We start from the raw sequence: 25234 nt of genomic DNA, 5'->3' as shown, positions 1-25234 counted from the left end.
GTGTTCTCCGTTCAGTCTCACAACCGAACTGAATCACAACCTGCTGAAACTGCTCAACTCTTTTCGGGTTGGGCTCTGAGATCGTCGGCTGCTTCGCCTTCTGGGCAAGGTCAGTCGGTGGACTGGCTCCTTGCCGCCATCCCCGAGCTGATCACCGGCTCACTTCTTGCCCATATTCCGCCAGGCCGAAAGCGGATCCTTGCTCACCATGAGCAACCACACGATCAGATTACGGCCCGAGATCCCAAGAACGCCGGCCACGGCATAGGCCGCATTGTCCGTAAGGTTCAAAAACTCGATGACCGGCTCCGTGGCCGCAAAGGCGACAAGAGCGCCCGATATCAGCGCAAAGGTCGCCGTTGCCCAGGTATGGCGCTTGAGTTCGATCAGAACGGCCAGCCCGGCACCAAACAGCGCCGGAACCACAGTCGCAGGCTTGAGCGCGGCCAGGTGTTGAAACCAGTCAGACATTGTTGCTCCGAATGTTGGCGAGAGATCAGCGGATCGCGCGACAGGCACGCAGCTTGTCGCGATCATTGAGTGAGACCACGACGACCTGAGCCAGCGCCGATCCGTGCGGTAGGGCCTCAAGCTCAGCAGCCGCCCTGCCCTGGATTTCGGCGGGAATCGGCGTGGGTTCGGGGCAATCAGTAATCACCCCGGCGCATCCGCTCAGCAGCATCGTTGCGGTCAGTGCCGCGATTGTCGATCTGATCATAGGCGTCCTGCCTTTCTTCGGAGAGTTCGCTGATGTGGTCCTCGTAGTGGTCGCGCTCATGGGAGCGACCGAGGCGATAGAGCAGAACAGCACCGCCCGCCGTTGCGACTGCGATTGCCGCCTCCTTGCCGAACCGGGCGTATGCAAAAACAATGGCGGCGAGATACCCGCCGCCAATGCCAATCCAGAACCAGTTTTCAAACAGCCACCAGATCATGCGACACCGGCCTTGCGCGCGATCACCAGACGCCACACGACTATGCCGATAAGGATCACAGCGCCGACCTGGAGTATGGGCTGGTCAGCGATGGCACCGAACAACGCCGCTAAGCCTGCACCGATGCCCGACAGCCCTCCCGGGTCTTTCAGAATGGTATCGACCGCCGAAGGCTCTTTGGGGGCCTGTACATCAACAGGAGCAGACGAAACGAACTCCCCGCGCGCCCCTAGCCCCGCCTCGGCTGCCCGGCGGTTCACAAGGCCCTGCATGACTTTTCCATCATTCTTGTTCCAGCGGGAGAGTTGCGCCGGCACGGCGGCATAATCACCCGCGTTGAGTTTGCGGAGCAGAGTGGAATTCGAGAAAGCTGTATCACCGACATTATAGGTGAAGCTCACCAAGGCGCCGTGCTGGAAATCAGTCAGCTGCACATTTACCAGCCGTTCGATGACACCAGATACACGATCCAATTCGGCAAGCAGCCATTGTGTGGCCTCGGCTTCGGTGATCGTTTCACCCAACTGAACAGGTTTGCCGCTTCGCCGGGTCTGCCCGTACCCTATAGTCACGGGCTTTCCGTTGACCGAACCGGGATCGGGATAGGCGTTGGCACGGAACCCCTCCCAACGTTTAATATGCTCAATCACCTCGGCGTTGAGTTGTCGGGCCATGATGGCCTCCTGTCGATTGTTTGGATTTGATAAAAATTGTCCCCGCCACGCACACCGGCGGGTGATGGGGATTCGCTACGCTCGCACCTTGGGAGGTGCGTCATGCGGGCATTCAAAAGACTGCTTTCGAACGTCGGCATCGTTGCCGTGGCAGCGACCGTCGGCTTTGCCGGGGTCTTCGGGCTATCGGGCGATGAGCCGTTTGCCGGTCAGGCGTTTTCGACGTTAGCGGGCGAGTGCAATATCAAGGGCAATATCAGCATCGGCTCGGGCGAGCGCATCTATCATGTGCCTGGCCAGCGCTATTACGCAGAAACAAAGATCCGGCCGGAGTACGGTGAACGCTGGTTCTGCTCGGAGGCCGAGGCACGGCAAGCAGGCTGGCGACGGTCAAGGGTCTAGCGCCGATCCTTAGCACTGCGACCAAAGGCCCATTGTCCCGCCTGCGCTACCAATATTTGATGGACCTTTGGTGCTTTGCACCCGGTCGATGTTGCACTTGCGTCCATCCCCCTGCGCCGCATCAACCGATACCCCATCTCACGCTCAACACGGGATATGGGGCCGGATGTTTAACCTCCTTCATCCGGGTGAGCCGCCTGCCTCTAAACCCCATGGGTGCAGGCGGCTCATTTAACTGGCCGCAAACTTCCAGAGATCGTCCATCTCTGCGTAGCTGATGCCCAGCGCCACACGCGCCGCCTCGACAAGGGCGCCCGTGGCGAGGCTGAACCTTATCAGCTCCATGTACCCGCAGAAATCGACGTTAAAACTATTCGGGCACGCACTGGCTTGTCACAGAAAGACTTCGCGTCCACATTTGGCTTTGGTTTCGACCAGTTGAAACGATGGGAACAGGGGCCGCTCGCGTCCTGTCCAGGCTTTGCGTGCCTACCTATCGCTTATCAATTCGAAGCCGGTCGAGATGGTAGAAGCGCTTCGCCAGCTGAACGCGGAGTTCGCGGAAGAACCCGCACGCCTAGCCATGTAACACCCGATTGGCACCGATCAGTCCTAACCCCGCCCCGGCGGGGTTTTCTTTTGCCCGTCCATGATGGCCTCCTATAGCGATGTTTTAGAAAATCAGTGCACGGGAATATGAAGGATCACGCCTGCGCGTTTTCCAATTCCGCTACACGTTTGCGGAGCGATTGTAATTCCGCCACCAGATTTGCAATCACGTCATCACTGCTTGCCTGCATGTTCTGGTACTTCGGACTGCCATCTTCATAAACAGCGTCTTTTTCCCCGAGAACGGAAGCGGGTGATGTCTCAGCAAATTCATGCGCAATGAAGCCCGCTTTCCCCGCAATCGGGAAATAGTAGGGGCGCAGGGCGTCGATAAACGCACCAGATCGTTCTACCTCTACGTGCCCCTCCTTCCACGGAAGGCGATAGTCGGATGACGTGGTATAGGTCGTCGTGGTAGAGGTGTGTTGTATGGCACCTGTCACTGTGGAACCCCACAAAAACACCTGTAGATTGGCGCTCCCCGACCCACTCAATGTTTGCAGGCTAATCTTTGCGTCAGACCCTGTTTTTGCAGCATAAATCCTGCCATCAGTATTGATCCGGCAGGCTTCTACAGTATTAGCGGAATTTCCCGAATGAACGCTATTTGTCGGTGCGACGTTCAGTGTATCTTTTTGGAGAAAAATGCCTCCGTCACCGACAAACGAGTAATTTATGCCGCCATCACGGGCAGACGCATATACGGCGGTATTGGTGGTGGCGGAGCCTTCGATCACTCGGGTCACGAACTGACCAGCGATAGCGTTGTTAATAGTTGCGCCAACGCTATCATAGACGATCTGCCCACGAATACCTACAGCCTCGTTGACGACTGCGTCCGCACCTGATCCGGGGCTTTGAAATCCCGCACGGCCCCAGACACCAACCTGTTGTTCTAACGTCCCTTCATGAACGTAGCCCGCAGAGTTGACAGAGGTGGCCCAGCCCAAAACGCCAACCCGCTCCCCACTGTCGGTCACCCCGACAGGGATGCTGTGGTAAGCATTAGCTGCTGAAAATGCCCAACTGCGGTTATTACTGTCTGATAAAGTTGAGTTGTAGACCTCGGAGAGAATGCCATCATTATTGTTGAACGGGTCGCCTGTTTCGCCCTCCCAATAGGACCGTATTCGTAGGCCGCATGAATTGTCATCAAAATTATTGACGGAAAGAATAGCCAGATTTTCGTCAACGGCGGCGTCGCTGGATGATATAGTTACGACTTCACCGTTTGTGATAAGTCTGGTTGCGCCAGTTATGGCGTGTTTAAGCCTCACTCCTCCAGCGGTCTCTTCGTCAAATTCAATCGCATCGCTTGCCACTACCTCATAGCGGGAGCCTTGGGCCGTGACGTATTGGCCAGGAGAAACGATAACCCGCGCGCCAGAACCCGCGTACCCAGTCCTGGCGTTGTTATCGGCCAGCAAGTCCGAAACCGTGCCAAAGTCCGCAACAGGCGTGGAGCGGTCGGAAAGCTGCTGCACACTGATCGCGTCTGTCGTGCCGGTGCCGGGGGCAACATTGGTAATCCGGTCCCCCCCCCATCTGGAGGTTGCCCGTCATCACCGTACGCCCGTCTTCCATCAGGCGGCTGGTGAGGCCTTGGGATAAATCCTCCATGGGCGGGTTATGCAGGACGGGGAGATCGGTATCGCTGTTCTGGACAAAATATGATGCCGGGAGGGAATGGTTTCCGCTGGAAACTGTGGGTACTGTGGCGCTCCTTGCTGCAAAAGGCATGGAGCCAAACAAGGAAGTCACTGCCGATAGGAATGTGCGCCGTTCCATAATTCCCCCAAGAAAAACATCTTGGGGAGCGTAGCATTCCAAAATCGGTGTGTCTTGTGGCTCCATAGAAAAAAGCCCCGCTTTACGGCGAGGCTGGTTTGGTCTCATTGTGCGGGGTTATGAGAAAAGCCCCACTTAGAGGCGGGGCTAAAGGTCCGGCACTTCCGGCCAATCCGGGTCTACGGGATCGATTGTGTTGTCTGGCAGATCGCGCAACGCTTGACGATAATCGAGCCATGCTTGCGGAACCGGTTCGCTGGTTTCGAGATTGCGCAGGATCACCCAGTCGGATGCGGTAAGCCGCTGGTTTCGCGCTGAGCGAAGCCATAACCACAAATCTTCCATGGTGGGAGGTTCTGGCTCTTGGGCGGGGTCAGGCTCGGGTGGCAACTCTACTGTGAATCCATCCGAGATAGAAACAAACTTACCTTGCAACATACCCTCCAAAGCATCCCGGTATTGCGCCTCACTGATTTCGACCCCGCCTTCGATGGGTGACTGGCTGATTTGTCCGTTAGCGGCATAGGGCATCACAAAATCCTTATGTAGTAATCGAAACCTATGTTTCGGGGGCGGGTTTCACTGCCGCCGCTAGAATCGATGGATGAGGTATTAGTGGACGGGCTGCTTGGCTCAGCGATACGACCTAAATTGCTTGAAGCCGCTCTAAGACGCCCCGCCCCGCTATTCGCCCCAATACTGCCCGCGTTGTTATCAATCAGAAGATCGTGATTGTGAGCAGCCAATTCACCGTTTTCCAAGGTTCCCGCCGATCCAGGTCGTATGAACCGACGCTCGGTGTTTATGAGGCGCACCGATTCACCATCGAACGGACTACCATCCAAGTCTACAACCGCCGTCGCCTCGATAACGGGCGCAGACCCGGAAATACTTTCTGACACCAGAACCGCAACGTTGTAAGCATCCGATGCAGTCAGCTTGATATATCGAAAGGCTTGATCAGTTGGTGGCTCAGCAGCGCCGGGATATATTGGAAATGGAACCCCGATAGGCATCGTTGCCCACGGATTTGCAAGAGCGGCAATCGCCTGCGCAGTTCGCTCCGGTGTCATCAGTTTGGCGGCTTCGGTGCCCGCCTCGGCTTCAACCTGCGATGCAATGACTGCAGAAACAACTGGAACAGTCGGGTCAGTACTGTCCACGGAAATACCCGTACCGCCAGCCAGCGAGGTCACTGTACCAGCGCCGTCATTACCCGCCCTCGCCAGCAGCTGCCAATAAGCATTGCTCGTGGTGGGCAACGCAGGAGGCGCATTGCCGGTTGTGGGTTGTCGCGCAATCCAGCTTGAACCTTGGTCCTGGGTGACATCGCCCGTCACGTAATCTACCGCGCCGGAATAGTCGCCCTTAGACGAAAAGCCCTCCCCTGCCGGAATGGTGAAGTCCAGTTCTACACCACCTACAGTCGGGGTCGCCGTTACAGCAGCAGGAGTGCCAGGGTCGCCGGTTGTTACATCCCCAACTGTCACGTCAGGCGTTTCACCGATCGGCCCCGTCACATAGGCCGGATCGCTCCAGTCAGCACTCGTGGTGCTGTTCTTGGAATAAATTGCCGACCGACCGTCGCCGGTGTCCGCAACTAGCACGGCATATCCCGTATCCTGCCCGTCATACGCCGAGCGCGCTGTAAGATCATCGACCTGCACGTCATATGCCGCGCCCGAAATCAGTTCGGTTTTGGGCACTATGGTCATGGCGCCGGGACCAGTGAACATCAGGACCTGGTTGGCGCTGCCTTCGAGTCCGGCAACCGCCTGCAGGTTACCGTTGCCCAACAGTTCGATTAGATTACGGGCCTGCGCGGACACACGCGAGCCGTCGGGCTGGTAACGCATCCGATAGGCGACATCGACCAATGTCGGCCCTTCCCACGCTTTGGTGAGCGTCCCTGCCCCGTTGGCATCGATCGTCGCGATCACGCCCATAAATTCGGTGGCGCCGGTGATATCGATAATCGTATCGCCCTCGCGGAAGTCGGCTAGTGCCCAGCCAGTACCGGTGCCGGTGAAGACTGTTTCGCCATTGGTCAGGCTGATTGTGCCAGAGATATAGTCCGATTTCGCGGCCATGGGTGCCCCATAAAAAAAGCCGCCCGGAGGCGGCGTGAAATGATTGATGGTGAGGTGTCAGACGTGGCCGATCAGGAATTCAACATCGAAGCGCCATTGGGACGCCCAGTTATAACCACCACGGGGGTCGTAAGTGCCACCTGATCCCCACCCAGCCGGAGGGGCACTACTGCCCCCTTCTGTGATACGCGCGCCCACCCGGTGCAGCCTGGCCAAAACTTCGGTGTTGTAGTTCCCAAAGTCTTCGTTACGGTTACCTCGATACGGAGTCGTGCTGTAGCCGCCCACCGACTGCTGAAGAGACAAAACCAAATTACTGCCCGATAGGCGAAATGTGGCTGTCCTCCGCATCATGTACGATGTCTCTAGCGTAAGTGTTCCGTTTGCGGAAACCCACGAACCGGTTGGTGTGGTTACTGAGATATCGCGGAACCCGCTGGAGGGTGTGACTATGGTCCATGGGCCAGTGTCGCCTGCATTTGCGCTTGCCGCCCCCCCTATTTGCGCAGGAGCGGCAATACGTGTTGCCCGTACGCGACCCACAACAAAATTGGCGGCAGAAGGCAGGCCGGTCGCGACAACAACGTTGTTCTCCCATTGCTGGGGAACCCATGTGGAGTGAACGCTAAAGCCGGTACCCCAGGTGACGCCACCGATGAAACTTGCATTCCAGAACACGTTCAAGTCTTGGGAGAAGTTAGGGAAGTTGGCGGCGACACTTGACGCGGAGACGGACCCTATAAATTTGGCCATGGGTACGTTGCTATCAATAACCACATGTCCGTCGTCAACGACCTTCATGCTCTCGTTGACACCGATGTTCGTGAAGGTGCCGACTTCCGTCGCGCTATCCGCAACCGACAAGCTCCTAACAGCCATGTCCCCAGCGGTGAAAGGCCCGTTGTAGTTATACGCCCCGCTAGAGAACGTTGCATCGTCCCTCGCGGTGCCTGCCGGAGTTATTGTCCTCACTACCCCGTTGGCCGCATCGGCGGTCTTCCCGTTGGTTACCAATATATCGGTTTCCCCCGGCGCGGATTGTCTCAAATACCTCCTGGTCGAGTCTATTTTCCCGCGTCCAGTAGTGAACATTCCCGGCTCAATCAGGAGGTCGGATAATGGTGCGGAGGGGGTCGGTTTTATCAACCCAATTATGTCATATGTACGGGACAAAGCGGGTAACGACCCGCCCTGCCAAGTCCATACGGTTTCCCGAAGTAGTATCTGGCTAGTGGTGATTATTACTGACAGGAGGCGGACACCATTCCCGGTCTTTTGTACGGCGTACCCCGGCGTTATGTTCTCCCCTGCGTACTGCACAATCACATCCGGCAGATACCCCAGACCGTGCGTATATATGACCCTCGTTGTAGTGTAGGGGGAGTCCCGCCATGAAGTGGGGTATGCGATCCCACCACTTGCTCCGCCCGACGACGAGTTATCAGCAACCGCAGCATGACTAACGGTTGCACTCCCCCGGAACGCAACTTCGAGATAATCCAGATCGCTGTGCCAATTTATGTCATCAAGGTAGTTCAACGGGTTGTCCAGAGGATCCCAGCTGTCCGTCGGATGAGAATAGACCGCTGCTTTCCCCGGTTTTGCTCGAAACCATTTTCCCATCAGTCGGCCAGCCTTATCGAGATGTATTTCTCGGTGAGGTTCACGTCGAATTCCTCGTCATCGCTGAGCATCTGACCGGCAGTGATCGTCCCGATGCGGGCGGCAACCATTTTGGCCACTCCGTCCTCAAATACAAACGGCTGTAGGGAATTCGGGCCGGAGGTTATGACGAACTGGTCAGCAACAACCGTAAATTGAGTTGGTTCTTCATCGTCGTTCGGGACCTTCAAAAATGCCCCAGCATCACGCCAATCACCCTCGGACCCGGTGCGGCCTTGCATTCCAATGGTGACACCGGCTTCATCAGACTGGGCAGACATACGGAACCGCGCAGTCGCCAGGTCAGAACCATCACCCGCCGAAACCTCCGTGATTGCATCGGCTATTGCCACCAATTGCCCATTGATAGGAACAATCGCAGTGGTGATAGTCTCATCGAAGGTGGCAGACAGACCACTTGTAATCGTACCGAGCGACCGGCGCATTTCGTCGAACTGGGTGGCGTTGGCCATTTCCTGATCGCCAGCCAACAGCGCGAGGGCTTGCGCTTCTTCTATGACCTCGCGCAACGATTGCGCCACCCACGACAGGTAGCCATCCATCTGCTGGCCGAGCTCATCGAGATCGAGGTCGCCATAGATGACATCAAGGGGACCGAGTTTCACGTTCGGCGTGGTGACCGGAAGCCACGAGGACGCCACGGTTTCGCGCCCGGACAGTGGCTCATATTCGATCTGGACCACATAGGCTTCGATGGGCAAGAGCGCCTGGATAATGCGGGCCGCGCCAAGCTCAGGGCGTGGGGCCTGCCCTTCCCAGACGATATCGCCGGGTTCACCGCCTCCATCATCAAGCGCAATGGTAATCCGAACCGCGTTCACGTCCTGCGCAACAGATGCCGATGACCAGAACACGTCGATTGCGGGCCGGCGCTGTCTGCCTTCCGTATCCACTGCAATGGCAGGTGCTACGGAAAAACCACTCACCTCTTGAGGGGTGGGGCGATTTGTCGTGATCGGCGCAAAGTTTATCGGACGCTCGTCTGTCGCGGGCGTCCAGTTGTGGTCTGCTGGGTCAATCTCTTGCAGCCCGACAACGACCCACCCCCAAATAGGGCGAGTGCGTGACGTGATAAGAAATAGTTTCCCGTCATATCCGAGACGCCCGCTTGTCCAGGCCAAGGTCTGCAATGGCCGGAACTGCGCAAAGGGCGCGGGCAGCGCAACAACGTGTCTGCGGAACCGCCTTCCTTCCTCTGTGACCGCCTGCAAAATGCGCTGGGCCTGCGTGCCGCTGGACGTGGTTTCGAGCGTCAGACCGTCCGCCTGTCTGCGGCCATCATCCAGCGCTTCGAGGTCGGCCCGATAGTAGGGCGCGGTTTCCTTGCCCTCCCAAGCCTGTATAGGCTCCCTGTAGGTCGCTGTTGCGCCATTGATTATATCGTCAAGATTGGGGAATGGAATTGACCCCAGAGGCTCACTGCCCAGCACGTCCGTATCAGAGAAAGCGCCGTCTGCCTCATCGGGGACACCCACGAGGATGTAAATCGTTCCGTCACTGGCATGACTGATGCGGGCGTTCGCGCCAATCAGGAAGTCTTGGATAACGTCAGCGGGCCGCTCGTTGAGATCGATCCTGCGACCACCGCGAAACCGCTTCTCGGTGCCTCCAGCTTGGAGCGAAACCGCCTCATCACAGGCGTCCATTGCGGCAGCCCACACATCATAGGGCAATTGCAATGCCGTCGCGTCACCCCCCCATATACGCTCGCCATCGTAATAAATGCCGCGCTCGATATTGTAGATGATGACGGCGTTGTTGTCCGAAAACTCCCAAGTGGATTGGTTGTCCCAGCGATGAGACCCAGCCCCGCCAGCGGTGCTATCCTTGCGCGGGTCATAGAGTTTTATGCCTTGGAACTGCCCCACATAGGATGGGAAACCGCTCCACACCTTTTCATCCCATAGCGCAGTCATTACCAGATAGGGGATGCCCCGCCCGATCATGTCGCTTAGCCATGGGCGATCAGCGTCCGAGCCGAACTTGCCAGTAAGGTAGCTGCTCGCGCTGGTCTGGGTCCCGTCGAAGAAGCGCCACCAAAGCCGGTTGCCGCCGATGTTGTATTCGGATATCGGGCTGCCGCGCTCATCGCTTCCAGAAGTGGCAAGCGTGACCTTGCTGCCGTTCACGTACAGGCCGGACAAGGCGCTTATCGGCATGTCACCGAAGCTGATCACGTCCACAAGGTTTGCGTTAGGCACCTCGCCAGAGTTGCCCCATGTGTCCTGATATTCCTGTTTCCCCGGCTCCCCAACCGTCCCTATCAGAAAATATTGGGGGACCCGACCCCCAAACTGGGTAGAGCCGCGCGTGCCAGTGGTGCGCTTTTGTTGTTCGCGCTTTTTCGCCTGATCAAATAGAGTGCTCGCGGCGTATAGGACTACGCCAACGACGAGCCTGATCAGGAGGCTGATAGGGTCAAACATGGATTATTTTCTCTTTGCCTGCCCCCACCATGTCTCGCGCTGCCCAGCCGTGTCGCCATAGCGCCGGAATCGGTCGCCATCGCGCAAACGTTGCTGTGCATCACTTTCCATGGCTGGGTTTGTACGTGTCAGGTCGATTGCCGACCCGATAACCTCAAGGGACAACCCGCCCTCGCCATCTGCCGCAGCGTCGTCAACCGCCGCCCCGTCAACACGTCCTGAGAGCAACAGATGTGGCTCAGAAACGAGGTTCCAGGTTTCCGGGTCGAATACCCCACGATGGAACTCAACACGCGCCACGCGCACGTTGTGGCCAAACACCATATCCCTGGGCGAACCGGCATCGGTGCTCATGTGGTCAAGGCCGAACTCGAACCCGCGTGCCTCTAAGCCAATGGCATCAACTATCTCGGGAGCAACAAGAAGCGTTCCGCCCCCGGCATAGTTGCGGCTTACGGGCGTGGTTTCACCAGCGGGGACAACATTGACCGCGACGTTATCTTCGCCGGTCCAGTATGCGAACTGTGCCGGATCGCCGCCAAGCTCTTTCCCGTCTATCGTGAGGAAGTCGCGCAGGACCAATGCGCCGCTTTCGAGGGCGGCTATCGTCTCGACATCGTAGGTCATCTAAGCCCCGTACGTCTGTTCTGCTGTAAACTGGATTGTCTGGTGCAGGGTATCGACCACGGAAGGCGCTGCGCTGTTCGGCGTGATGCGAAATTTGGCGCAAGGCTTCTTGATGATGATGTCAGCGCCGGAGGAAATGGAGGCAGGCAATGGAGGCCATATCTCCGTGCTGGCAACCGCGCCGGTTATCGGATTGGCCGTCCGCGCCTCCAGGAACTGACCCAGATAGTACCGACTGGTATCAAACACGATGCCGAAATAGGTACCGAGCGGGATCTGATAACCAACCGGAAACCCGGAAAACGAGACATGCAGCCGATCAGTAATAACGTTGATTTCGGGCACAACTGAACCGACCAGTGAGCCGTCAGGATCAGACGCCGGGTAGGGCAATTTCTTGTTGTAAAGCAAAACTGTCTTGATGCCGCCCGCCCTGCTGTTGATGAGCGCCATCAAGCCCTCGGCTTCGCCGTGCTCCATAGGGACGGTCACGCATTGGGCCTGCCAAAGAGGCACGGCACGATCAGCATACCCGGCGTTTCCGCCTGCGGTTGCGCTGCGCTGTTGCTGAAAGCCTTGCACCAGTTGCGCGTTGTTGAGCCGGAAGCGGTCAAAGAAGGCATCTGCCCCCAGCGGATTAGCGAGAGCCATGCTTACCTCCGATAAGGGTTCTTGTTGTAGCTTTGGATTGCATCGGGCAATTGTTTGCGAAGCTCCCGCGCGATCTCCGATCCAACGCCCTGCTGCGCACCGCGCGCATCGATGTTGAACACCATGCCGCCCATGCCTTGGCCTTTGGTATGATCGATCACTGTCTCGTTGGGGTGCAGCAGCGCCGCGAAACCACCATTGCCGTCCAGCCCGCCAGATCGGGCGCCGAGACCCGTAAAGCCCCCACCCGCGAAACTCGGCACTCCACCTCCGCCGAATATGCCTCCCAGACCGCCCCCGCTGCCAAAGAGGCCACTGAATAATGAATTAAAAGCATTGTTGATCAGCAACTTTCCGAGGCTGGAAAGAAGGTCGCCAATAGCTTGAGTGGCAGACTTGGTGCCGTCAATCATGCCGGTAAACAGGTCTGTGAATCCGCTCGCAAGCGTGGACGTGACTTGCTTGCCGAGTTGGGCCATGGTCTCAAGGGCCGTGCCAGCTTCTCCGGCCGCTTCGGAAACGCCGCCCAGCGCGGTTGCAGCCCCTCCCGAATTCGTAGCTATCTCAGGAAGCGTGGTGTTGACGTTATCGAGCGCGGTTTCCGTTTCGTCAAATCCCCGGAACCAAAGATTGTTGAGGGTGCCGACTCCATCTTGGATGCCCTGCGTCCAGTCCTCAGGAATTACGCTCATCAGCGACTGGGCAGCTTCGTCTACAAAATTCGTAAAATCATCCAGTTTACCCGCCGCTGCCGCCAAAACGGCGGCCAGCGTGCCAAGCACGATGATTTTTCCTTTAGTGATCGTTGACAGTGCGGCTGAGGCGAAGCCTGCCGTCTGAACCGCCCGAGCGAAGGCAAAGAACGCCCGCCCCGCATCCACCGTGATCGCCGCAAGTTGAAGGCTGATCCACACCTTGGCAATGTTGATCAGGGTATCGATATTGTCGATTGCCCACATGAGGGAGCGAACGAGCGCGTTAAACGAGCCACTAATGACGTTGATGACACCGTCAAAAAGACCGCCCTGCTGGGTGGCCTCCACGATCTTGTCTGTCAGCTGCGCAAAGCCCTCGATGACATTGGCCAGAACCTGGTTCCACAGCCCCGTCATCGACCGGCTCAACCGAAGTATGTTGTCATTGAACCGCTCGCTCGATCGTGCAGTATTCTCCGAGAACACCAGCCCGAGCCTTTCGGCTTCGTCACCCATGTCCCTAAGCCCTTCCCTGCCCGCGTTCAGCATGGGAATTAGCTTTGCACCGGACCTCCCGAACATCTCCACGGCAAGCGCAGTCTTTTGCGCGCCATCTGGCATCGCTGCGAACCGTTCCGCGACATCGCCAAGAATACCCTCAACCTCGCGAGCGGTGCCGTCTGTGTTGGTGAGCGCAACGCCCATCTGTTCAAACGCTCGCGTGCTTTCGTTAGTCACGCCGGTCATGGCATAGTTCACCGCACGGGCCGTGCGCTGCGCAGCCTTGCCAACTTCCTCCATGGAAGCGCCGGACAGCTCGGCGGCATGGGACAAGCGGCCAAGCTGCTCAATGGGGATGCCGTAGCTCGATGATGCCTTTATCTGCTGATCTGCCCGATTGGCAGCGCCTTGTATGGCCATGAAAGCGCCGACAGCGGCGGCACTAGCAGCGGCGAAGGCAACCATCGCTTTCCTCCTGAACTGCTCCATGCCGCCCTGAGATCGCTTCAATCCACTCTGGAATTGCGCGGAATCAAGTCCGAGATTCACCCGGAGCGCTCCGATCACACTCTGTGCCATATTGCGTTACCTAGAACTTTGGTGTTGATTGGCGCGCATGAGAACCATGCTTGCTATTGCAGCGGTCGCGCTGATGGCCGCTCCGGCTCACTCGCAGGAGCCGACGATTGTTGAGGCGTGCCTCAAGGCGGCGTCGTTTCAGCTAGGCTATGACGACTTAGAAACAACGAACGTTCAGTCATTCCCCGAACTATCGCCCCCGCGTGTTCGGATGGACGTTCATCGCACAGAAACACCAAGCGGAAATCGGATCGCAGACATACTCAACAACGCGATTGAAGGCTCAGCCACCGATGACTTTACCCGCTCATATGGTGAAGTGCGCTGCGAGTTTGACAGGGCAACTCCGCCATTTGAACTGAGCGATTTTCACTGCTCAACGCTAATCTGTAGCGAATTGTATATCGACCCAGAATTGAAGCGCCGCCGTCTCGAAGAGCTGCAAACCCTCATGGCGCGCGAAGGGTACTAATTCAGCGACTTCCGGTATTCCGCCATCGTCATTGATCGTAACCCCTTGGTCGAAGCACGCAGACGTAGATCCAGAAAGCTGGCCGGCTCGGCCCGTGTCTTCTCGCCGGTGTACTGCTCAAGCGTGGGCGGCTTCTCCATGCGCGTAAGCATGGCCCATTCCCAGACCCTCGCACGCTCGCGTTTTATGCGGCGCGCAACCCCTGCCATTTCCGTGGCAAATAGTCTTGGGGTCAGAGTCCAGAAGCGATCTGGGGGTAGTCCGGCGGCGACATAGGCTTCGCATAAACTCGCGATACCTAAGCCGCCGCCTTCCGTTTTCCCCTGGGCTTATCGCCCTCCTGCGGATCTGGTGAACTCGCCGTGAGCAGTTTGCCCCATGCGTTTTCATTCTCCGCAATGATGTCATCGACAAGCCAACGGTCCGCCTCCGCTGCGTGATATCGCTGCAATGCGCCGAGAAAAACCGCGTGCATGACCTTTAGGTCTGGCAGGTTAGGCTTCTCGTCACCATCCGCAGGATCAGGAGGCGAAAGGATAGCCTCAAGACGTTCGCCATACTGTTCTTGCAAATCGGCAAGAACGCTCATGCCGAGGTGAAGGCGATAGGATTTACCCTTGGCCGTCACCCTCATTTCGCCAGTGGGGTTTGCCATTATTCTGCCAGTACCGCTGCTGTTGGGGCCGATGTCGCATTGTCGCTGCCCTCAGCATTGGTGGCCGTGACGGTTACAGTGATCGGGTCGCCAACATCACCGACAACCGGGTCATAGGTGCGTGATGTGGCCCCGCTGATTGGCGAGCCATCAAGGTTCCAGACATAGGTGAATGAAGGTGCCCCGCTCCATGCGCCCTCAAGGGCCGTGAGCGTTTCGCCAACCTGGGCAATACCGGAAATCGCTGGGAGGATGCTGTTGACAGGCGCATCGCCCACCAAAACCCGCGCCATAACCTTCCAAGCCGCATTGACCATCTGCTTATCGCCAACGGACGAGGACGGAGTGTACTCATTTAGATAGGCTTGGAACACCCATGTCGAACCACCGTTCGGGGTGATTTCCAGCAGGACAATTTCACGCTCCCCTGCACTGGTCAGATCTGCCAACTCCATTAGAAGGGTGTCGGTCGCAGAACCGGGCCAATATTGAAGCTCCAGTTCATAGTCGGCAACAGGCTTCAAACCGGGCTTGGTCTCGCGTGTGCGGCCTGGGGATTGGAAGTGAGTGACATCGATATCTTCGGGGGGCTGCGACGGGACGCCCGCCGTTTCGCCGCCCATGATCTGGGTCCAGGTTGGCCCTTCGCCGCGTCCAACGCGGACAACGGTGCCATACCCAATATCCACCATCGAGAGGGTCATAGGTATTCTCCATTAATGTGTGAAAAGCGCCCAGCCCACGGGCAATGAATGGGCGCTAACTGGCTCGGTGCCAGATCTGGAAATCGAACGAAAACGTGTGATACATATCCGTCCCGGTTTTCTCGGAGCGCTGCCGCTCGGAGAGAATAGAAATCATGCGAAAGTCTGTGCTGCCCACCGTGCCGCGATAGCCGGAAAGCAATGCCTTGAGGCGGGTGGCGACAGGTAGCGCAGCGCTCCAACCCGAACCGGGATAGCCCTCGGTGTCCTTGCCGCGAATGTCGATTTGATAGCGGCTTTCAACCAGCCCATCATCGCCCTGCATGGTGTAGCCCGGTGCGCCTGATATGCGGTATATGGCCAGCACAACGCCTTGCGCGCCCTGCTGGATGAAGTTGATGCGGATATTGGATGCGGGCACCAGTGCCGATAATGCCGGGTCTGTGACAAGCAATGTGCGCAGATCGATTTCGCTCATGAACGCGCTGCCTTTGCTGCCAGCCTTGCTGCCTTGCGCTCTGCACGCTTGGCGGCTTTTTCGATTTCAGCCCAGCTCTCGGTTTTGACGATATCGAGAACCTTGTCTTTGTTCCCCGCCCAGGCTGGACGCATGAAAGGCTGCGGGCCGTGGTTGATGTTGCCAAACTCTTGGTTGTGCGCGGCAGGGTCAGGGCCGGGACCGGCATAGACCTCGACAAACGATTTATCAGCCAGCCCTCTGCGGATATTGCTCCGGGCGATCTTGGCTTGTCGGGGGCTGAGTTTGGTGCCAACCGTTATGCTGCTCTTGAGGTCGTTCCCGCTTGTGGCAGGATCGTCAGGAGCCAGATTGCGTGCCGTCGCAGCAACAGGCTCAAGCGCCTTTATGCCGGTGCGTCGAAGGATGTTGCGGGCCGTGGCCTTTGATAGATCAGCGAGCGCAGCGTCGATTTCTTTGAGCCCTTCCACGCGAACGGTCTTGGCCATTATTCAGCTCGTGCCGAAGCGGTGATTTCAAGGCCATCGCGCCTGCCTTGCTCTTTGACGGCCGAAACGTCATAGACCTTGCCGGAATATTCCAACCACCAAGTCGGGTTTAAATCCTCAACAGCATCGCTCCACAATATCCTGAACCGAGCCGTGTATTCTGCCGACACCTCCATTGCAGCGATGCGCTCACTGTCAGACACAGGCATATACTCAGCCCAGCGGACGATTGAGACAGGATCCCCGCTTCCGGGAATGGGGTTACCAGCGCCGTCAAGGTCTGGCGTTCCTGCCTTCTTGAGCGTAATGCGGCGGTCGCGCTTGCCAGCGGTGACGCGCTCGCGTGTGTTATCGGGGCGCAAGCTCATTTAGGCCATCGCGGGGTCGCAATAACGATGCACCAGCGAGCGCACCGCGAATGACAGGAACACATCATCATCTGCGCTGCCGGCGCGATGCTCAAACAGATCGGAAAGCGTTAACAGAATTGCAGCGCGAACGGACCCCGGAACAGTCTCGGCGGTCCACCCATCGGGGTTGTCGTCCTTCTTGAGGTAATTGAGAATGATTGCTTCTGCCTGATCTAGCTTGGATTGCACGTCCTTACCCTGATCGGTATCAGCCCAGTCCTCATCTTCGTAACCATCAACACGCAGATGTATGGCAGCGTCATCGATCGATATCATATCGGCCATGTTAGCTGTCCACCTTGACCGGCTGTTGAGATTTGACAACTGCGTCTTTCCCCGCCTTGCCGTCGCGACCGCGCTTGGCTGCCAGGGTCCAGTGCTTTTGCGCACTATCTGGCTTTTCGATTGTTTTCTCGGCATCGCAATGCCAGAGCGAGCCGCCCCACGTTACCGTGTCGCCGCGCTCATATTCTTGCCCTTCCTTGTACACGCCACGGTAAATCATCGCCGGAACGCCCATTTCGGACTTGAATATCGTATCGCCCTGGTCGAACGTCAGGAGGATCGTGCGTCCGTCCTTCATCAAGGTGGCGTCAAAGTTCTCGAGCGAGAACCCGTCACGACCATCCTTGCCGTTTTCTCCGTCCTTGCCATCGGCGCCGGTGACAAATCCAACTTCCTTTACTGAGCCATCCGACATGGTGAAGATCAGCACGCCGTCCTTGAGAATTGGAGTAACGGCGTCGAGACCATCACGGCCATCAGCCCCGTCTTTCCCGTCCTTTGGCAGGGGAATAGCCTTAACCGCCTCAGAAACGCTTTGCTCAACGAGTGGCGCTATGTCCTCAACCGTGACGCTCTTGCCGTCCTGCGGCACTGGAATTGACGATACGGCGCGCTCAACGGCCTCACTGACCATCGCAGCTACCGTATCGGGGTCAGCACCCTTGCCATCAGCACCAGGATCACCCTTCTCAGGCTGACGGGCCTCAATGGCCTCCAGGCGTTTCTCGAAAGCGGCAAAGGCGTCGTCAACATAGGCGCGGACGGCCTCGAAGCCCTCATCGAAAGCTGTCTGCAAATCCATCAGGCTGCCTTTCTGCGGGCAAAGAGTGCCTTGGCGTATTTCGGGCTGAACGATTGTTCTTGCTCAGGTGCCGGGGGTGCGGGCGGCGCTGGCTCAGGCGTTGGCGGCTCGATCGGTTGGGCATCGCGACGGGCCAGCCATTCAAGGCTATGATCCTGCTCTTGCATATAAACCGTGTCGCCACCGGGCTTAGGCGGAGCGTTCAATCGCTTGCGTTGCTCGTTCGGGGTCAGTTTTCCCTTGGACTTTTCGAGCACGTCCATCTGGGTCGCGCTGTCCATCCGGAGCAGTTCGTCCTCATCGATCCACGTCCCCGTACCCACGGGCATGTTCAGCCCTTCATCAAGGCAAAGCTCAATGCTTTCGATGAGGATCTGAAGGCACTGAGAATAGTATTCAGTATTCAGGCTTTGAACGTTGTTGTGACTGGGCTGCTGGCCAATCCCGATTTTGTAGGGTGGGACGTGATAGGTCGAGCAAACCACCTCGGCAGACCATTTAAGCTGCTCGATAAGCTGAGCATCGACAGCCTTTGTGGCCATTGCCTCGAACTTGAGGCCATCGCCAAGAACGGCAACCTTTCCACGGTTCTTGCCGCCGAACTTTTCCTCCCAAGAAACTTTCAGCCGCTCGGCTGTAGCATCCTCGATATGGCCAGGTGCCGTGAGAATGCCGCCAGGAAGCGAGCCATTCTGGAAAAAGATGGTGGAATTGTTCTGAATGGACAGGCCTTGTGTGGCGGCCAGACCGTTCGCAAAGATCGGTGAAAGCCCGACCAGCGGATGGAAAAAGCAATTGAAGCGGTCGTGAATGATCTCACGCGCCGGCACTACTAGCCGATCCTCAACGCCGGAAAGTTTGTCGGTATGAAGCTCGTAAAACACATCGCCGGAATCCGAAACCAGCGGCGTTACCAGCTTGGGGTCGAGAATGAACAGCTTCGTCACGACACCACGCCCGTCGCGCTGCTTGAGAACATACGTATTCCCGGCTTGCAACTTCGACAGTACCCAGTTTTCCATGAACTGGATGCGGTTCTGAAAGCCGTTAGGCTTGCGCAGGACGGGCGAAAACGCGGCGCTTTCAAAGTCCACCCAGATACCGTCGCTGTCCTTACGAACAAGCTTTATGGGCAGCTTGGCAATGTCAGATGCGATCAAGGTCTGGCAGGAAAACGTCGCGTGGAATGAAAGCGCGGTTTCGGCCTTGACCTCAACATTCTGTTGCCATGCTCCTGCATAGCTTTCACGGATGAGCGGCCACCAGCCACGATTGGCGTCAACTGAGTTGAGCGTCTTTTCGCGGGGCGTGCGCTGTATGTCGAGACCAAATAGCCGCACGGCGCTAGTCCTTCTTTGCCTCTGCAACCTTCTTGCGAAGCTCGTCAGCGTCCCATGCGTGATAGGCGCGCTTGCCCACCACGTCCTGATACTCGGCGCGAAGGGCGGTCAGTTCGTCCTCTGCGCTGGGCTTGTCGTCAGGGACGCGCGCCCGACCGATGCGGACCAGAATTCCCGCGTCACGCCGGGGGACGGAAAACTCATCACCCGCCTTGAGCCTGCGCGTGCCGTAAGTCATCGCCTGACTAGCGATCATTGTCTTTTTCATGGTGAGACTGCCTTTCGTATTCCGATGGGACAGAGAAACGGGCATCGATCCATGATCGAAACCGCTTGCTGCGAGCTACATCGTCCGAGATGGAAAGGACGCTCCCAATTGGGGCGTCGTCTCTCCAGCGTTTCAGCTTCACATCCTGGCTCGGCATGCTGGGCTGGGGGAAAAGATTGAAATAGAGCGTTCGTGTCAGATAGCGCCGGTCGCGAAACTCATTGACCAGATCGATAAACTTGCTCGCCTCGTAGACGCATGGCGTATGCATCCCGAAAAACAGCGGGTCGCTTATGCCGTGCGAACGCAAAATCTCGTATGTCGTTCGCAAAACCTGCCGATACGTCCCCATAGCCGCGCCGGAGCCGAGATATTCAGCAATCGTCGCGCGATGTTGATGGCGATCAGCCCACGGTTTCAGCAAGAAGATGTCGTCGTGCATGACGACGAATTTGTCGGTTACATCCGCGCGAACAACGGCGGAAAGAATGTTTGTTGTAGAGGACCGGTAGCGATCATTCATGCGCGGAACCGGTATGTGACACGCCCGGTCGCTCGTAATAGCGGGTCGGTCGCCAGCCACAATCACCCGGTCGTGGGTCATATTGGCAAGCGACCGCAAGGAATAGCGCAGCTCGAAATCTTCGGGCGCCCTCAGGTATGGATAAATCACGTCCATTGGACAATGCGAAGGGCGGGTGTTGCCCGCCCTTCTGTCTCGTTTAGGATGCGTCAGGCTGGCCCCACGCAACATCATCAATGACTGCCACGCCGGTATCGCGGCGACGGGTCCAGTTGATGGTGCGTTCGGCGCGGAATGCCACGCTATTGGTCTGGAACATGGAAACCAGGTCAGTGGCAGTCGGGGTGACAGAGTTGACGGTTGGGTTGTCCATCATCTGAAGCGAGGCTTCAGTGGACATATCGACAGCAACGCCGCCATCATCTGCAAACCAGATGTCAGAAGCGTTCGCCAGAACCACATAGCCGTCGATATACTCGGATACGACAACCGGCAGGCCAAAGAAGGTTCCACCGTTCATAGTGATCCCCGAGAACTCAGGCTGATCGAGCGCAGTCCGCATCATGGAGAGCGCAAGAGCCGTAGTTGCCGACATGACCCAGACGCCAGAGGAAAGCGGATTGCTGGCAGCGATAAACGCAGCCATTGCAGTCCGAACATCCTCACGGATAGCCGCGCCATCATTGCCGCTCGATGTAATGGCGGTGATGCCATTGGTGATCGAAGCAGGCTTGACGCCAGCTGAACCCGCATTGGTTGGGTCAATAAACGCCGTATCAATCGCCGCTGCGATGGCCGCAGCCAGATCGTCGCGAAGAAGGATTTCAGCGGAGGGGGAGCTATCGCGCAGGGCTTCCATCGTCGCAACTGCGATATTGGCAGCCTTGAGCGGTCCAAGTTCTGTGCGTCCCCAAGCGGGCTTGGTCAGAGGTTTGGCCGCGCCTTCACCTACCCAGTAACCTGTCGAGCCACCAGTCTGGCGGATCAGCGGGACACGGAAAGGCACTCGGCGAAGTCCAGGAACACCGCCATTGCCGAAACGGCCAACGATGGTCATGGGGCGGAGAAATTCGACGAAGTCCCCGAATCCACCTTCATTGCCGATAAGCGCCGCGTCGGTCGTGGTGTTCACTGCTGAAACAGCGGCCTTGACGACACCGACAAGATCGGGGTCACGGTTGCCGTATTCGTCCTGCACTACGCTCATCAGATCGCGGCCACCCTTGCGGGCAAGGCCTAGACAACGGGCATAACGCGCGAAGCGAATGCCAGGGGCGGGCTTAGCAGCCTTGATCTGAGCCGGAACGCGGCTTTCAGTGCCCTTCTTTTCGGAAGTGCCGTCAACCGGCTTAGCAGCTTCGCCAAGTGCTTTCTCGGCGGCTCGAAGGCGCTTCAGGTGATCATCGATCTCCGTCAGGTCAGCCTCGTTGTTGTCAAAGGATTCTTTCTGTTCAGCGTCGAGGGTTGCACCCTCATCAGCCGCTTTGGAAAGAATGGCCTCATTGGCCGCTACGAGAGAAGCGCGCTTCTGCTCGAATGCGGTAATCTGTTCTGCAAACTTGCTCATTTGAGTAACCTCTTGATCGAGCAATAGGGGATTGTCAGCGCTTGATCTTGCGAATGACAAAGGGTTCAGCCCGATCGCGGGCGGGGTCATCCAGCTTCACCACGCGAACCGATTTGCCAGACGCGGCGGGTTCGGGGTCTGCGGGAATTTCTGGGTCGATGGCTGCGAACGTGTCGCCCACCGAGTAACTCTTTGTGCCGGTGATCTTGGCCCCGGCAGCGGCGGGCACGGAAACGGCGGACAATTCCAGCCATTCCCATGCCGTGAATTTCAGACCGCCAGTTGGAAGCGGCTCGAACTCTTTGGGCTTGAACCCGATGGAAACGGCGCGGCGCAACCCGTTCTTGACCAGCGCCCAAGCCTTGTCTGTCAGGTCTTTGACCTCACCGGCTTCGGTGATCTTCTTGATGTGCGCCCAGAACCGAATGCCCTTGTCTGTGACCTCAACTCGGTCCACCTCGCCAACGGCCATCTTGTGGTCGTGATCGAGAAGGAAGGGCAGCGGCAATTCATACGTGACGCCTTTGGGCATCACGATGTCGCCCATGCGATCTTCTTCAACACGGCTCGCCCAGCCTTCAATCTGGCGAGCGTCATCGTCTAGCGCCTTGATGCTCAAGGCGACATATGCGCGTTCCATGACTGGATTCCTTCTAAAGAATTAGCATTTGAAATTCTGGCTTGCGCGCCCCGTCTTCAAACGTGCCTGCCACTGCTCGCGCCATCGCAAGCGCCGCCATTCCGTCAATGCGGCGTGTGCGGTCCTTCGGCTTCTCTAGCTTCCGGTTGTCGTCGGAACCCACCACAGTCGCGTTGCGCGCGTTCCATTCCAGAACAGGGTGCATCGCGTGTGCCATTTTTCCGTCCAGCAAATCCGCCTCTAACTGGCGAAGCGCCGGGGTCATTGACTTGCTGCCCTGCCCGAACTCTTGGAAAAGCGCATCATCGCCGTCTAGCTGGTCCTCGGGGAACCCTGCCCTGACAAGCCAAGGGCGAAGGTGCTCAAAGCCCCACCTGTCGAACGCAATGCGGCGAATGTCGCTGTTGCGCACTTCGTCCGCGATCAGGTTGGCCACATACTCATATTGAACCGAACGCCCCGGTGTGGTTTCAATCCAGCCCTGCTTTTCCCAAAGATCATAAGGAACGCGATCCTCGCGGGATTTCTCGTGCAAGCCTTCGCCCGGTATCCAAAAGCGCGGCTTGATGTGCCACTTCTCATCAACTGCAGAGATCATCACAAACGCTGTAAGGTCGCGAGCGCTCGACAAATCCAGCCCGCAATAAACCGGCCCGTCGAAGCTGCCCGCGATAGGCCCGCCGTTCGCAGCCCATGTACCCTTCGATATGAACGGCGCGTTGGCCTCGATGCGCTGATTCAGATACAGCCATCGAAAGCTGTTCTCGCTTGATGGCTCACGCGCCGCGCGCTTTGCAAAGTCACGTACATCCTTGACCGACCGGAACTTGCCCAGCGCAGGATTGGCCGCTTTCCATGACTTCTCATCGAGAAGGTCGCAGTCCTCGGACGTAGTATAAAGATGGCTTACGATGCGCGGGTCTTTCGATGTCTCCGCGTCATCGAGCCACTTGGAAAACAAATCCCCGTCTGTCGCTGCCTGTGTCGAAATGGCGATCAAGAGCGCCTTGTCCTCATACGCCCCTTGCGAGGTTTCAATTGCTTCGACAAACGCATCGGTTGGCCCTCGCACCTGCCCCACTTCGTCAAGGATCGCCAGAATGGGTGAGCCACCATGCGCCCCGGCAGCATCTGCCGAGATAGCCTGGTATTCCACATTCATCGGCAAGCCAGTGAGGATCTTCTGGCTCGGAACCGGCCTCACGATCTTGCGCAGCGCCGGGGACGCCAGCACCATCTTGTAAGCGTAGTTATAAACCTCGGACGCCTGCTTTCGTGTCCGCGCCCCTGATATGATCCGGCTGTTCTGGTAGGCTTCCGGCCCAACCATATGAGCCAGCAAGATCATCGCAATCGTGGCCGTCTTGCCGTTCTTGCGCGCCATCGAAAGATATGCGCGCGACGTGCCATCCACGTTGTCGTAAATGTCCCGGATGAACTTCTCCTGAAATGGCAGGAGCTTCACCGGCTGGCCTTGCAACGTCCCTTCCGGCACCACGCAAAAGCGATGGATGAAATCAATTACCCGCTGACCGCGCGACATGCTCAGTTCGGCTTCGCGATCAGGTCGTCGTCCAGGGGATTATCTGCCTCGATATCCCTGCCCATCTTGCGCCGCTTGGCCACGTCCCGTGCCTCGCCACCCTGCGCGCGCGCGTGTAGTGACAAGGACCGGCGGAAACTCAGGATCGAACTGGCGTGCATCTGCACCACAGTCTTGCGCGGGTTGACCACCGGCGTGCCCTTGTCGGACTTCACCGTCGAACCCTCCTCACGCAACATGCGCTGTTCGCGCTCAAGGTCTGCCATCGTCCGCGCCAGCATTGCTGCCAACTCAAGTTGGTGCGCCGTCCAGTCCGAACGTGCGAACTCTGCAATCACGCTCGCGAAAAATGGAATGTCCCCCTTGTCGAGAGGAACGTTGGAAGGCGGAACGATGTCCTCAACCGCTTTCGACATAACGCGCACCGCCTCGGCCGTGCTGTCAATTCGTGCTCTGCGTGTGCTCATGGGAAAATCTGTGTTAGAAAAAGTTTTGCTAGCCCATCGCCGGTGTCCTGTTGGCGGTCCTGAACATTCAGATGCCCCCCGCCTACCATACGACCCGGCCCTGCTCGGTGAATGTCTGCGCCTTGCCCTTTGGCTGCCATTGCTGTCTTGCCCTGCGATGCCATTCATCTATGCCTTTGACCGCATTGGGTGTGCCGCGCTGTATTGCTCTGCGCTTGCACTCGTCTGCGCCTGGGTCGATGAGGTGAGTGTTGCCGCATAGATGGTCTTGCCACCAGTTGCGTTCTGCCTGTGTGGGTGCAGAGACAATGAACCATGCATTGCCGCGCTTTAGACGGGAGAGTGAGCCTAGTAACTCGTTGCGCGCCCTTATGGCGCTGTTGAGTAGTGCGCCTTCAAGCATCCCTTCCCATTGGCGATAGGATGGGTCGATCTTGCGAGCCAGAGCATCGAGGTCAATGGTGATGTCACCGGGCTTGGCGTTCTGCTCTACGTAGGTTGTCTTGCCTGCACATGGTGGGCCGCAGACGATTGTTAGCGGTATGGCCGATGGCCTTAGCCAATCTGGGTGATTGGATGCTCCTGTGCCTTGAGCCGCCTCTATTGCCGTCTTTATGGCATGGCACTGCTCACATAGGCACTGAATGTTGGTGTCATCGTCTGTGCCGCCGTCCTTGAGGGGGATGATATGGTCTGGCACTGTTGATGGGGTCGTGAGGCCCTGCACTGCGCAATGGCGGCAAAGGGGTTCGGCTTGTAGCCTGCGCTTGCGTTGGGCCATACCTGCCCTGCCGCGCTTGCGGAGATGTTCGTTGCCTTGCTCGCCTTTTGGCTTGGGCACAGGGTTAGACTGGAAGCCAGTGATCATTGATGCGCACGAACACCTTGCCGTCAGCGTGTGCCGTGACAGGAGCGCCAAATACAATGGCAAT

The 25234-nt window shown here is 57.6% G+C and carries 30 protein-coding genes; 2 read left to right on the top strand and 28 right to left on the bottom strand.

The window, feature by feature from the left end:
- Nucleotides 1-159: 159 nt before the first annotated feature.
- The 4 genes from ACN0TA_RS17040 to ACN0TA_RS17025 are packed head-to-tail and all read right to left on the bottom strand — an operon-like array spanning nucleotide 160 to nucleotide 1609.
- Nucleotides 160-471 carry a hypothetical protein gene (locus ACN0TA_RS17040; RefSeq protein ID WP_417585166.1) on the bottom strand — a complete coding sequence of 104 codons (312 nt, stop codon included), beginning with the start codon at nucleotides 469-471 and terminating at the stop codon, nucleotides 160-162.
- A gap of 25 nt (nucleotides 472-496) precedes the next feature.
- Complete coding sequence (locus ACN0TA_RS17035) at nucleotides 497-658, bottom strand: hypothetical protein (protein ID WP_417585164.1); 162 nt, start codon at nucleotides 656-658, stop codon at nucleotides 497-499.
- Nucleotides 648-935, bottom strand: coding sequence for a hypothetical protein (locus tag ACN0TA_RS17030; RefSeq protein WP_417585162.1), 288 nt, complete (start codon nucleotides 933-935; stop codon nucleotides 648-650). Before ACN0TA_RS17030 ends, ACN0TA_RS17035 begins: the two co-directional genes overlap by 11 nt.
- Nucleotides 932-1609: a lysozyme gene (locus ACN0TA_RS17025; RefSeq protein WP_417585160.1), complete on the bottom strand. Its 678-nt coding sequence runs from the start codon at nucleotides 1607-1609 to the stop codon at nucleotides 932-934. The genes ACN0TA_RS17030 and ACN0TA_RS17025 overlap by 4 nt, the downstream gene beginning before the upstream one ends.
- Nucleotides 1610-1711: 102 nt before the next feature.
- Between ACN0TA_RS17025 and ACN0TA_RS17020 the strand changes: the two genes are divergently transcribed.
- Nucleotides 1712-2011: a hypothetical protein gene (locus ACN0TA_RS17020; RefSeq protein WP_417585158.1), complete on the top strand. Its 300-nt coding sequence runs from the start codon at nucleotides 1712-1714 to the stop codon at nucleotides 2009-2011.
- Nucleotides 2012-2715: 704 nt separating this feature from the next.
- On the opposite strand, the gene ACN0TA_RS17015 is transcribed toward ACN0TA_RS17020, so the two are convergent.
- The 8 genes from ACN0TA_RS17015 to ACN0TA_RS16980 form a co-directional block, all read right to left on the bottom strand.
- Nucleotides 2716-4104 carry a hypothetical protein gene (locus ACN0TA_RS17015; RefSeq protein ID WP_417585156.1) on the bottom strand — a complete coding sequence of 463 codons (1389 nt, stop codon included), beginning with the start codon at nucleotides 4102-4104 and terminating at the stop codon, nucleotides 2716-2718.
- 451 nt (nucleotides 4105-4555) lie between these two features.
- Nucleotides 4556-4939, bottom strand: coding sequence for a phage tail assembly chaperone (locus ACN0TA_RS17010; protein ID WP_417585154.1), 384 nt, complete (start codon nucleotides 4937-4939; stop codon nucleotides 4556-4558).
- Entirely contained in the window at nucleotides 4939-6498 is a 1560-nt protein-coding gene (locus tag ACN0TA_RS17005; protein WP_417585152.1) for a hypothetical protein, read from the bottom strand. The genes ACN0TA_RS17010 and ACN0TA_RS17005 overlap by 1 nt, the downstream gene beginning before the upstream one ends.
- 57 nt (nucleotides 6499-6555) lie before the next feature.
- The gene (locus ACN0TA_RS17000; RefSeq protein WP_417585150.1) at nucleotides 6556-7377 is read right to left on the bottom strand and encodes a hypothetical protein; all 822 of its coding nucleotides are present in this window, start codon (nucleotides 7375-7377) and stop codon (nucleotides 6556-6558) included.
- A 743-nt stretch (nucleotides 7378-8120) separates the two neighbouring features.
- Entirely contained in the window at nucleotides 8121-10607 is a 2487-nt protein-coding gene (locus ACN0TA_RS16995; RefSeq protein ID WP_417585148.1) for a hypothetical protein, read from the bottom strand.
- Nucleotides 10608-10610: 3 nt separating this feature from the next.
- On the bottom strand, nucleotides 10611-11234 hold the full coding sequence (locus ACN0TA_RS16990) for a hypothetical protein (protein WP_417585146.1): 624 nt from the start codon (nucleotides 11232-11234) through the stop codon (nucleotides 10611-10613).
- On the bottom strand, nucleotides 11235-11885 hold the full coding sequence (locus ACN0TA_RS16985; RefSeq protein WP_417585144.1) for a hypothetical protein: 651 nt from the start codon (nucleotides 11883-11885) through the stop codon (nucleotides 11235-11237).
- A gap of 2 nt (nucleotides 11886-11887) precedes the next feature.
- Complete coding sequence (locus ACN0TA_RS16980) at nucleotides 11888-13546, bottom strand: hypothetical protein (protein WP_417585142.1); 1659 nt, start codon at nucleotides 13544-13546, stop codon at nucleotides 11888-11890.
- Nucleotides 13547-13697: 151 nt separating this feature from the next.
- Here ACN0TA_RS16980 and ACN0TA_RS16975 point away from each other — a divergent pair, with 151 nt between their 5' ends.
- Nucleotides 13698-14132, top strand: a complete 435-nt coding sequence (locus ACN0TA_RS16975) for a hypothetical protein (RefSeq protein WP_417585140.1) — start codon at nucleotides 13698-13700, stop codon at nucleotides 14130-14132.
- Here the strand turns inward: ACN0TA_RS16975 and ACN0TA_RS16970 are convergent.
- The 16 genes from ACN0TA_RS16970 to ACN0TA_RS16895 all read right to left on the bottom strand — a co-directional run bounded on the left by ACN0TA_RS16970 (nucleotide 14129) and on the right by ACN0TA_RS16895 (nucleotide 25170).
- Complete coding sequence (locus ACN0TA_RS16970) at nucleotides 14129-14284, bottom strand: hypothetical protein (protein WP_417585138.1); 156 nt, start codon at nucleotides 14282-14284, stop codon at nucleotides 14129-14131. The genes ACN0TA_RS16975 and ACN0TA_RS16970 overlap by 4 nt on opposite strands.
- A 146-nt stretch (nucleotides 14285-14430) precedes the next feature.
- Complete coding sequence (locus ACN0TA_RS16965; protein WP_417585136.1) at nucleotides 14431-14787, bottom strand: hypothetical protein; 357 nt, start codon at nucleotides 14785-14787, stop codon at nucleotides 14431-14433.
- The gene (locus tag ACN0TA_RS16960; RefSeq protein WP_417585134.1) at nucleotides 14787-15491 is read right to left on the bottom strand and encodes a hypothetical protein; all 705 of its coding nucleotides are present in this window, start codon (nucleotides 15489-15491) and stop codon (nucleotides 14787-14789) included. Before ACN0TA_RS16960 ends, ACN0TA_RS16965 begins: the two co-directional genes overlap by 1 nt.
- Before the next feature lie 55 nt (nucleotides 15492-15546).
- Complete coding sequence (locus ACN0TA_RS16955; protein ID WP_417585132.1) at nucleotides 15547-15969, bottom strand: hypothetical protein; 423 nt, start codon at nucleotides 15967-15969, stop codon at nucleotides 15547-15549.
- A complete protein-coding gene (locus ACN0TA_RS16950) occupies nucleotides 15966-16457 on the bottom strand; it encodes an HK97-gp10 family putative phage morphogenesis protein (protein WP_417585130.1) in 492 nt (163 codons plus the stop codon). The genes ACN0TA_RS16955 and ACN0TA_RS16950 overlap by 4 nt, the downstream gene beginning before the upstream one ends.
- Nucleotides 16457-16825 (bottom strand): phage head closure protein, encoded by a 369-nt coding sequence (locus ACN0TA_RS16945; protein WP_417585128.1) that lies wholly within the window; start codon nucleotides 16823-16825, stop codon nucleotides 16457-16459. The genes ACN0TA_RS16950 and ACN0TA_RS16945 overlap by 1 nt, the downstream gene beginning before the upstream one ends.
- Entirely contained in the window at nucleotides 16826-17152 is a 327-nt protein-coding gene (locus tag ACN0TA_RS16940) for a head-tail connector protein (RefSeq protein WP_417585126.1), read from the bottom strand.
- Between the two features lies 1 nt (nucleotide 17153).
- A complete protein-coding gene (locus ACN0TA_RS16935) occupies nucleotides 17154-17954 on the bottom strand; it encodes a hypothetical protein (protein WP_417585124.1) in 801 nt (266 codons plus the stop codon).
- Nucleotides 17954-19294, bottom strand: a complete 1341-nt coding sequence (locus tag ACN0TA_RS16930) for a phage portal protein (protein WP_417585122.1) — start codon at nucleotides 19292-19294, stop codon at nucleotides 17954-17956. Before ACN0TA_RS16930 ends, ACN0TA_RS16935 begins: the two co-directional genes overlap by 1 nt.
- A gap of 4 nt (nucleotides 19295-19298) precedes the next feature.
- Nucleotides 19299-19562, bottom strand: a complete 264-nt coding sequence (locus ACN0TA_RS16925; RefSeq protein WP_417585120.1) for a hypothetical protein — start codon at nucleotides 19560-19562, stop codon at nucleotides 19299-19301.
- The gene (locus ACN0TA_RS16920) at nucleotides 19540-20322 is read right to left on the bottom strand and encodes a hypothetical protein (RefSeq protein WP_417585117.1); all 783 of its coding nucleotides are present in this window, start codon (nucleotides 20320-20322) and stop codon (nucleotides 19540-19542) included. Before ACN0TA_RS16920 ends, ACN0TA_RS16925 begins: the two co-directional genes overlap by 23 nt.
- Complete coding sequence (locus tag ACN0TA_RS16915; RefSeq protein ID WP_417585115.1) at nucleotides 20285-21652, bottom strand: phage major capsid protein; 1368 nt, start codon at nucleotides 21650-21652, stop codon at nucleotides 20285-20287. The genes ACN0TA_RS16920 and ACN0TA_RS16915 overlap by 38 nt, the downstream gene beginning before the upstream one ends.
- Before the next feature lie 34 nt (nucleotides 21653-21686).
- Nucleotides 21687-22292, bottom strand: a complete 606-nt coding sequence (locus tag ACN0TA_RS16910) for an HK97 family phage prohead protease (RefSeq protein WP_417585113.1) — start codon at nucleotides 22290-22292, stop codon at nucleotides 21687-21689.
- Between the two features lie 13 nt (nucleotides 22293-22305).
- The gene (locus ACN0TA_RS16905) at nucleotides 22306-23835 is read right to left on the bottom strand and encodes a terminase large subunit (protein WP_417585111.1); all 1530 of its coding nucleotides are present in this window, start codon (nucleotides 23833-23835) and stop codon (nucleotides 22306-22308) included.
- Between the two features lie 2 nt (nucleotides 23836-23837).
- Nucleotides 23838-24302 carry a terminase small subunit gene (locus ACN0TA_RS16900; RefSeq protein ID WP_417585109.1) on the bottom strand — a complete coding sequence of 155 codons (465 nt, stop codon included), beginning with the start codon at nucleotides 24300-24302 and terminating at the stop codon, nucleotides 23838-23840.
- A gap of 82 nt (nucleotides 24303-24384) precedes the next feature.
- On the bottom strand, nucleotides 24385-25170 hold the full coding sequence (locus ACN0TA_RS16895; RefSeq protein ID WP_417585107.1) for an HNH endonuclease: 786 nt from the start codon (nucleotides 25168-25170) through the stop codon (nucleotides 24385-24387).
- Between the last annotated feature and the right edge of the window lie 64 nt (nucleotides 25171-25234).

The organism is Pelagibacterium sp., assembly GCF_048264985.1.
Lineage (GTDB): Bacteria > Pseudomonadota > Alphaproteobacteria > Rhizobiales > Devosiaceae > Pelagibacterium.
The sequence above is the reverse complement of the archived record's forward strand: the minus strand, read 5'-3'. Positions and strand labels throughout refer to the sequence as shown.

What these genes read in the sequence shown, in the direction of transcription:
- ACN0TA_RS17040 (WP_417585166.1), bottom strand. Translation starts at nt 471, where the DNA reads ATGTCTGACTGGTTTCAACACCTGGCCGCGCTCAAGCCTGCGACTGTG.
- ACN0TA_RS17030 (WP_417585162.1), bottom strand. Translation starts at nt 935, where the DNA reads ATGATCTGGTGGCTGTTTGAAAACTGGTTCTGGATTGGCATTGGCGGC.
- ACN0TA_RS17025 (WP_417585160.1), bottom strand. Translation starts at nt 1,609, where the DNA reads ATGGCCCGACAACTCAACGCCGAGGTGATTGAGCATATTAAACGTTGG.
- ACN0TA_RS17020 (WP_417585158.1), top strand. Translation starts at nt 1,712, where the DNA reads ATGCGGGCATTCAAAAGACTGCTTTCGAACGTCGGCATCGTTGCCGTG.
- ACN0TA_RS17010 (WP_417585154.1), bottom strand. Translation starts at nt 4,939, where the DNA reads ATGCCCTATGCCGCTAACGGACAAATCAGCCAGTCACCCATCGAAGGC.
- ACN0TA_RS17005 (WP_417585152.1), bottom strand. Translation starts at nt 6,498, where the DNA reads ATGGCCGCGAAATCGGACTATATCTCTGGCACAATCAGCCTGACCAAT.
- ACN0TA_RS17000 (WP_417585150.1), bottom strand. Translation starts at nt 7,377, where the DNA reads ATGGCTGTTAGGAGCTTGTCGGTTGCGGATAGCGCGACGGAAGTCGGC.
- ACN0TA_RS16995 (WP_417585148.1), bottom strand. Translation starts at nt 10,607, where the DNA reads ATGTTTGACCCTATCAGCCTCCTGATCAGGCTCGTCGTTGGCGTAGTC.
- ACN0TA_RS16990 (WP_417585146.1), bottom strand. Translation starts at nt 11,234, where the DNA reads ATGACCTACGATGTCGAGACGATAGCCGCCCTCGAAAGCGGCGCATTG.
- ACN0TA_RS16985 (WP_417585144.1), bottom strand. Translation starts at nt 11,885, where the DNA reads ATGGCTCTCGCTAATCCGCTGGGGGCAGATGCCTTCTTTGACCGCTTC.
- ACN0TA_RS16980 (WP_417585142.1), bottom strand. Translation starts at nt 13,546, where the DNA reads ATGGTTGCCTTCGCCGCTGCTAGTGCCGCCGCTGTCGGCGCTTTCATG.
- ACN0TA_RS16975 (WP_417585140.1), top strand. Translation starts at nt 13,698, where the DNA reads ATGAGAACCATGCTTGCTATTGCAGCGGTCGCGCTGATGGCCGCTCCG.
- ACN0TA_RS16970 (WP_417585138.1), bottom strand. Translation starts at nt 14,284, where the DNA reads ATGCTTACGCGCATGGAGAAGCCGCCCACGCTTGAGCAGTACACCGGC.
- ACN0TA_RS16965 (WP_417585136.1), bottom strand. Translation starts at nt 14,787, where the DNA reads ATGGCAAACCCCACTGGCGAAATGAGGGTGACGGCCAAGGGTAAATCC.
- ACN0TA_RS16960 (WP_417585134.1), bottom strand. Translation starts at nt 15,491, where the DNA reads ATGACCCTCTCGATGGTGGATATTGGGTATGGCACCGTTGTCCGCGTT.
- ACN0TA_RS16955 (WP_417585132.1), bottom strand. Translation starts at nt 15,969, where the DNA reads ATGAGCGAAATCGATCTGCGCACATTGCTTGTCACAGACCCGGCATTA.
- ACN0TA_RS16950 (WP_417585130.1), bottom strand. Translation starts at nt 16,457, where the DNA reads ATGGCCAAGACCGTTCGCGTGGAAGGGCTCAAAGAAATCGACGCTGCG.
- ACN0TA_RS16945 (WP_417585128.1), bottom strand. Translation starts at nt 16,825, where the DNA reads ATGAGCTTGCGCCCCGATAACACACGCGAGCGCGTCACCGCTGGCAAG.
- ACN0TA_RS16940 (WP_417585126.1), bottom strand. Translation starts at nt 17,152, where the DNA reads ATGGCCGATATGATATCGATCGATGACGCTGCCATACATCTGCGTGTT.
- ACN0TA_RS16935 (WP_417585124.1), bottom strand. Translation starts at nt 17,954, where the DNA reads ATGGATTTGCAGACAGCTTTCGATGAGGGCTTCGAGGCCGTCCGCGCC.
- ACN0TA_RS16925 (WP_417585120.1), bottom strand. Translation starts at nt 19,562, where the DNA reads ATGAAAAAGACAATGATCGCTAGTCAGGCGATGACTTACGGCACGCGC.
- ACN0TA_RS16915 (WP_417585115.1), bottom strand. Translation starts at nt 21,652, where the DNA reads ATGAGCAAGTTTGCAGAACAGATTACCGCATTCGAGCAGAAGCGCGCT.
- ACN0TA_RS16910 (WP_417585113.1), bottom strand. Translation starts at nt 22,292, where the DNA reads ATGGAACGCGCATATGTCGCCTTGAGCATCAAGGCGCTAGACGATGAC.
- ACN0TA_RS16905 (WP_417585111.1), bottom strand. Translation starts at nt 23,835, where the DNA reads ATGTCGCGCGGTCAGCGGGTAATTGATTTCATCCATCGCTTTTGCGTG.
- ACN0TA_RS16900 (WP_417585109.1), bottom strand. Translation starts at nt 24,302, where the DNA reads ATGAGCACACGCAGAGCACGAATTGACAGCACGGCCGAGGCGGTGCGC.
- ACN0TA_RS16895 (WP_417585107.1), bottom strand. Translation starts at nt 25,170, where the DNA reads ATGATCACTGGCTTCCAGTCTAACCCTGTGCCCAAGCCAAAAGGCGAG.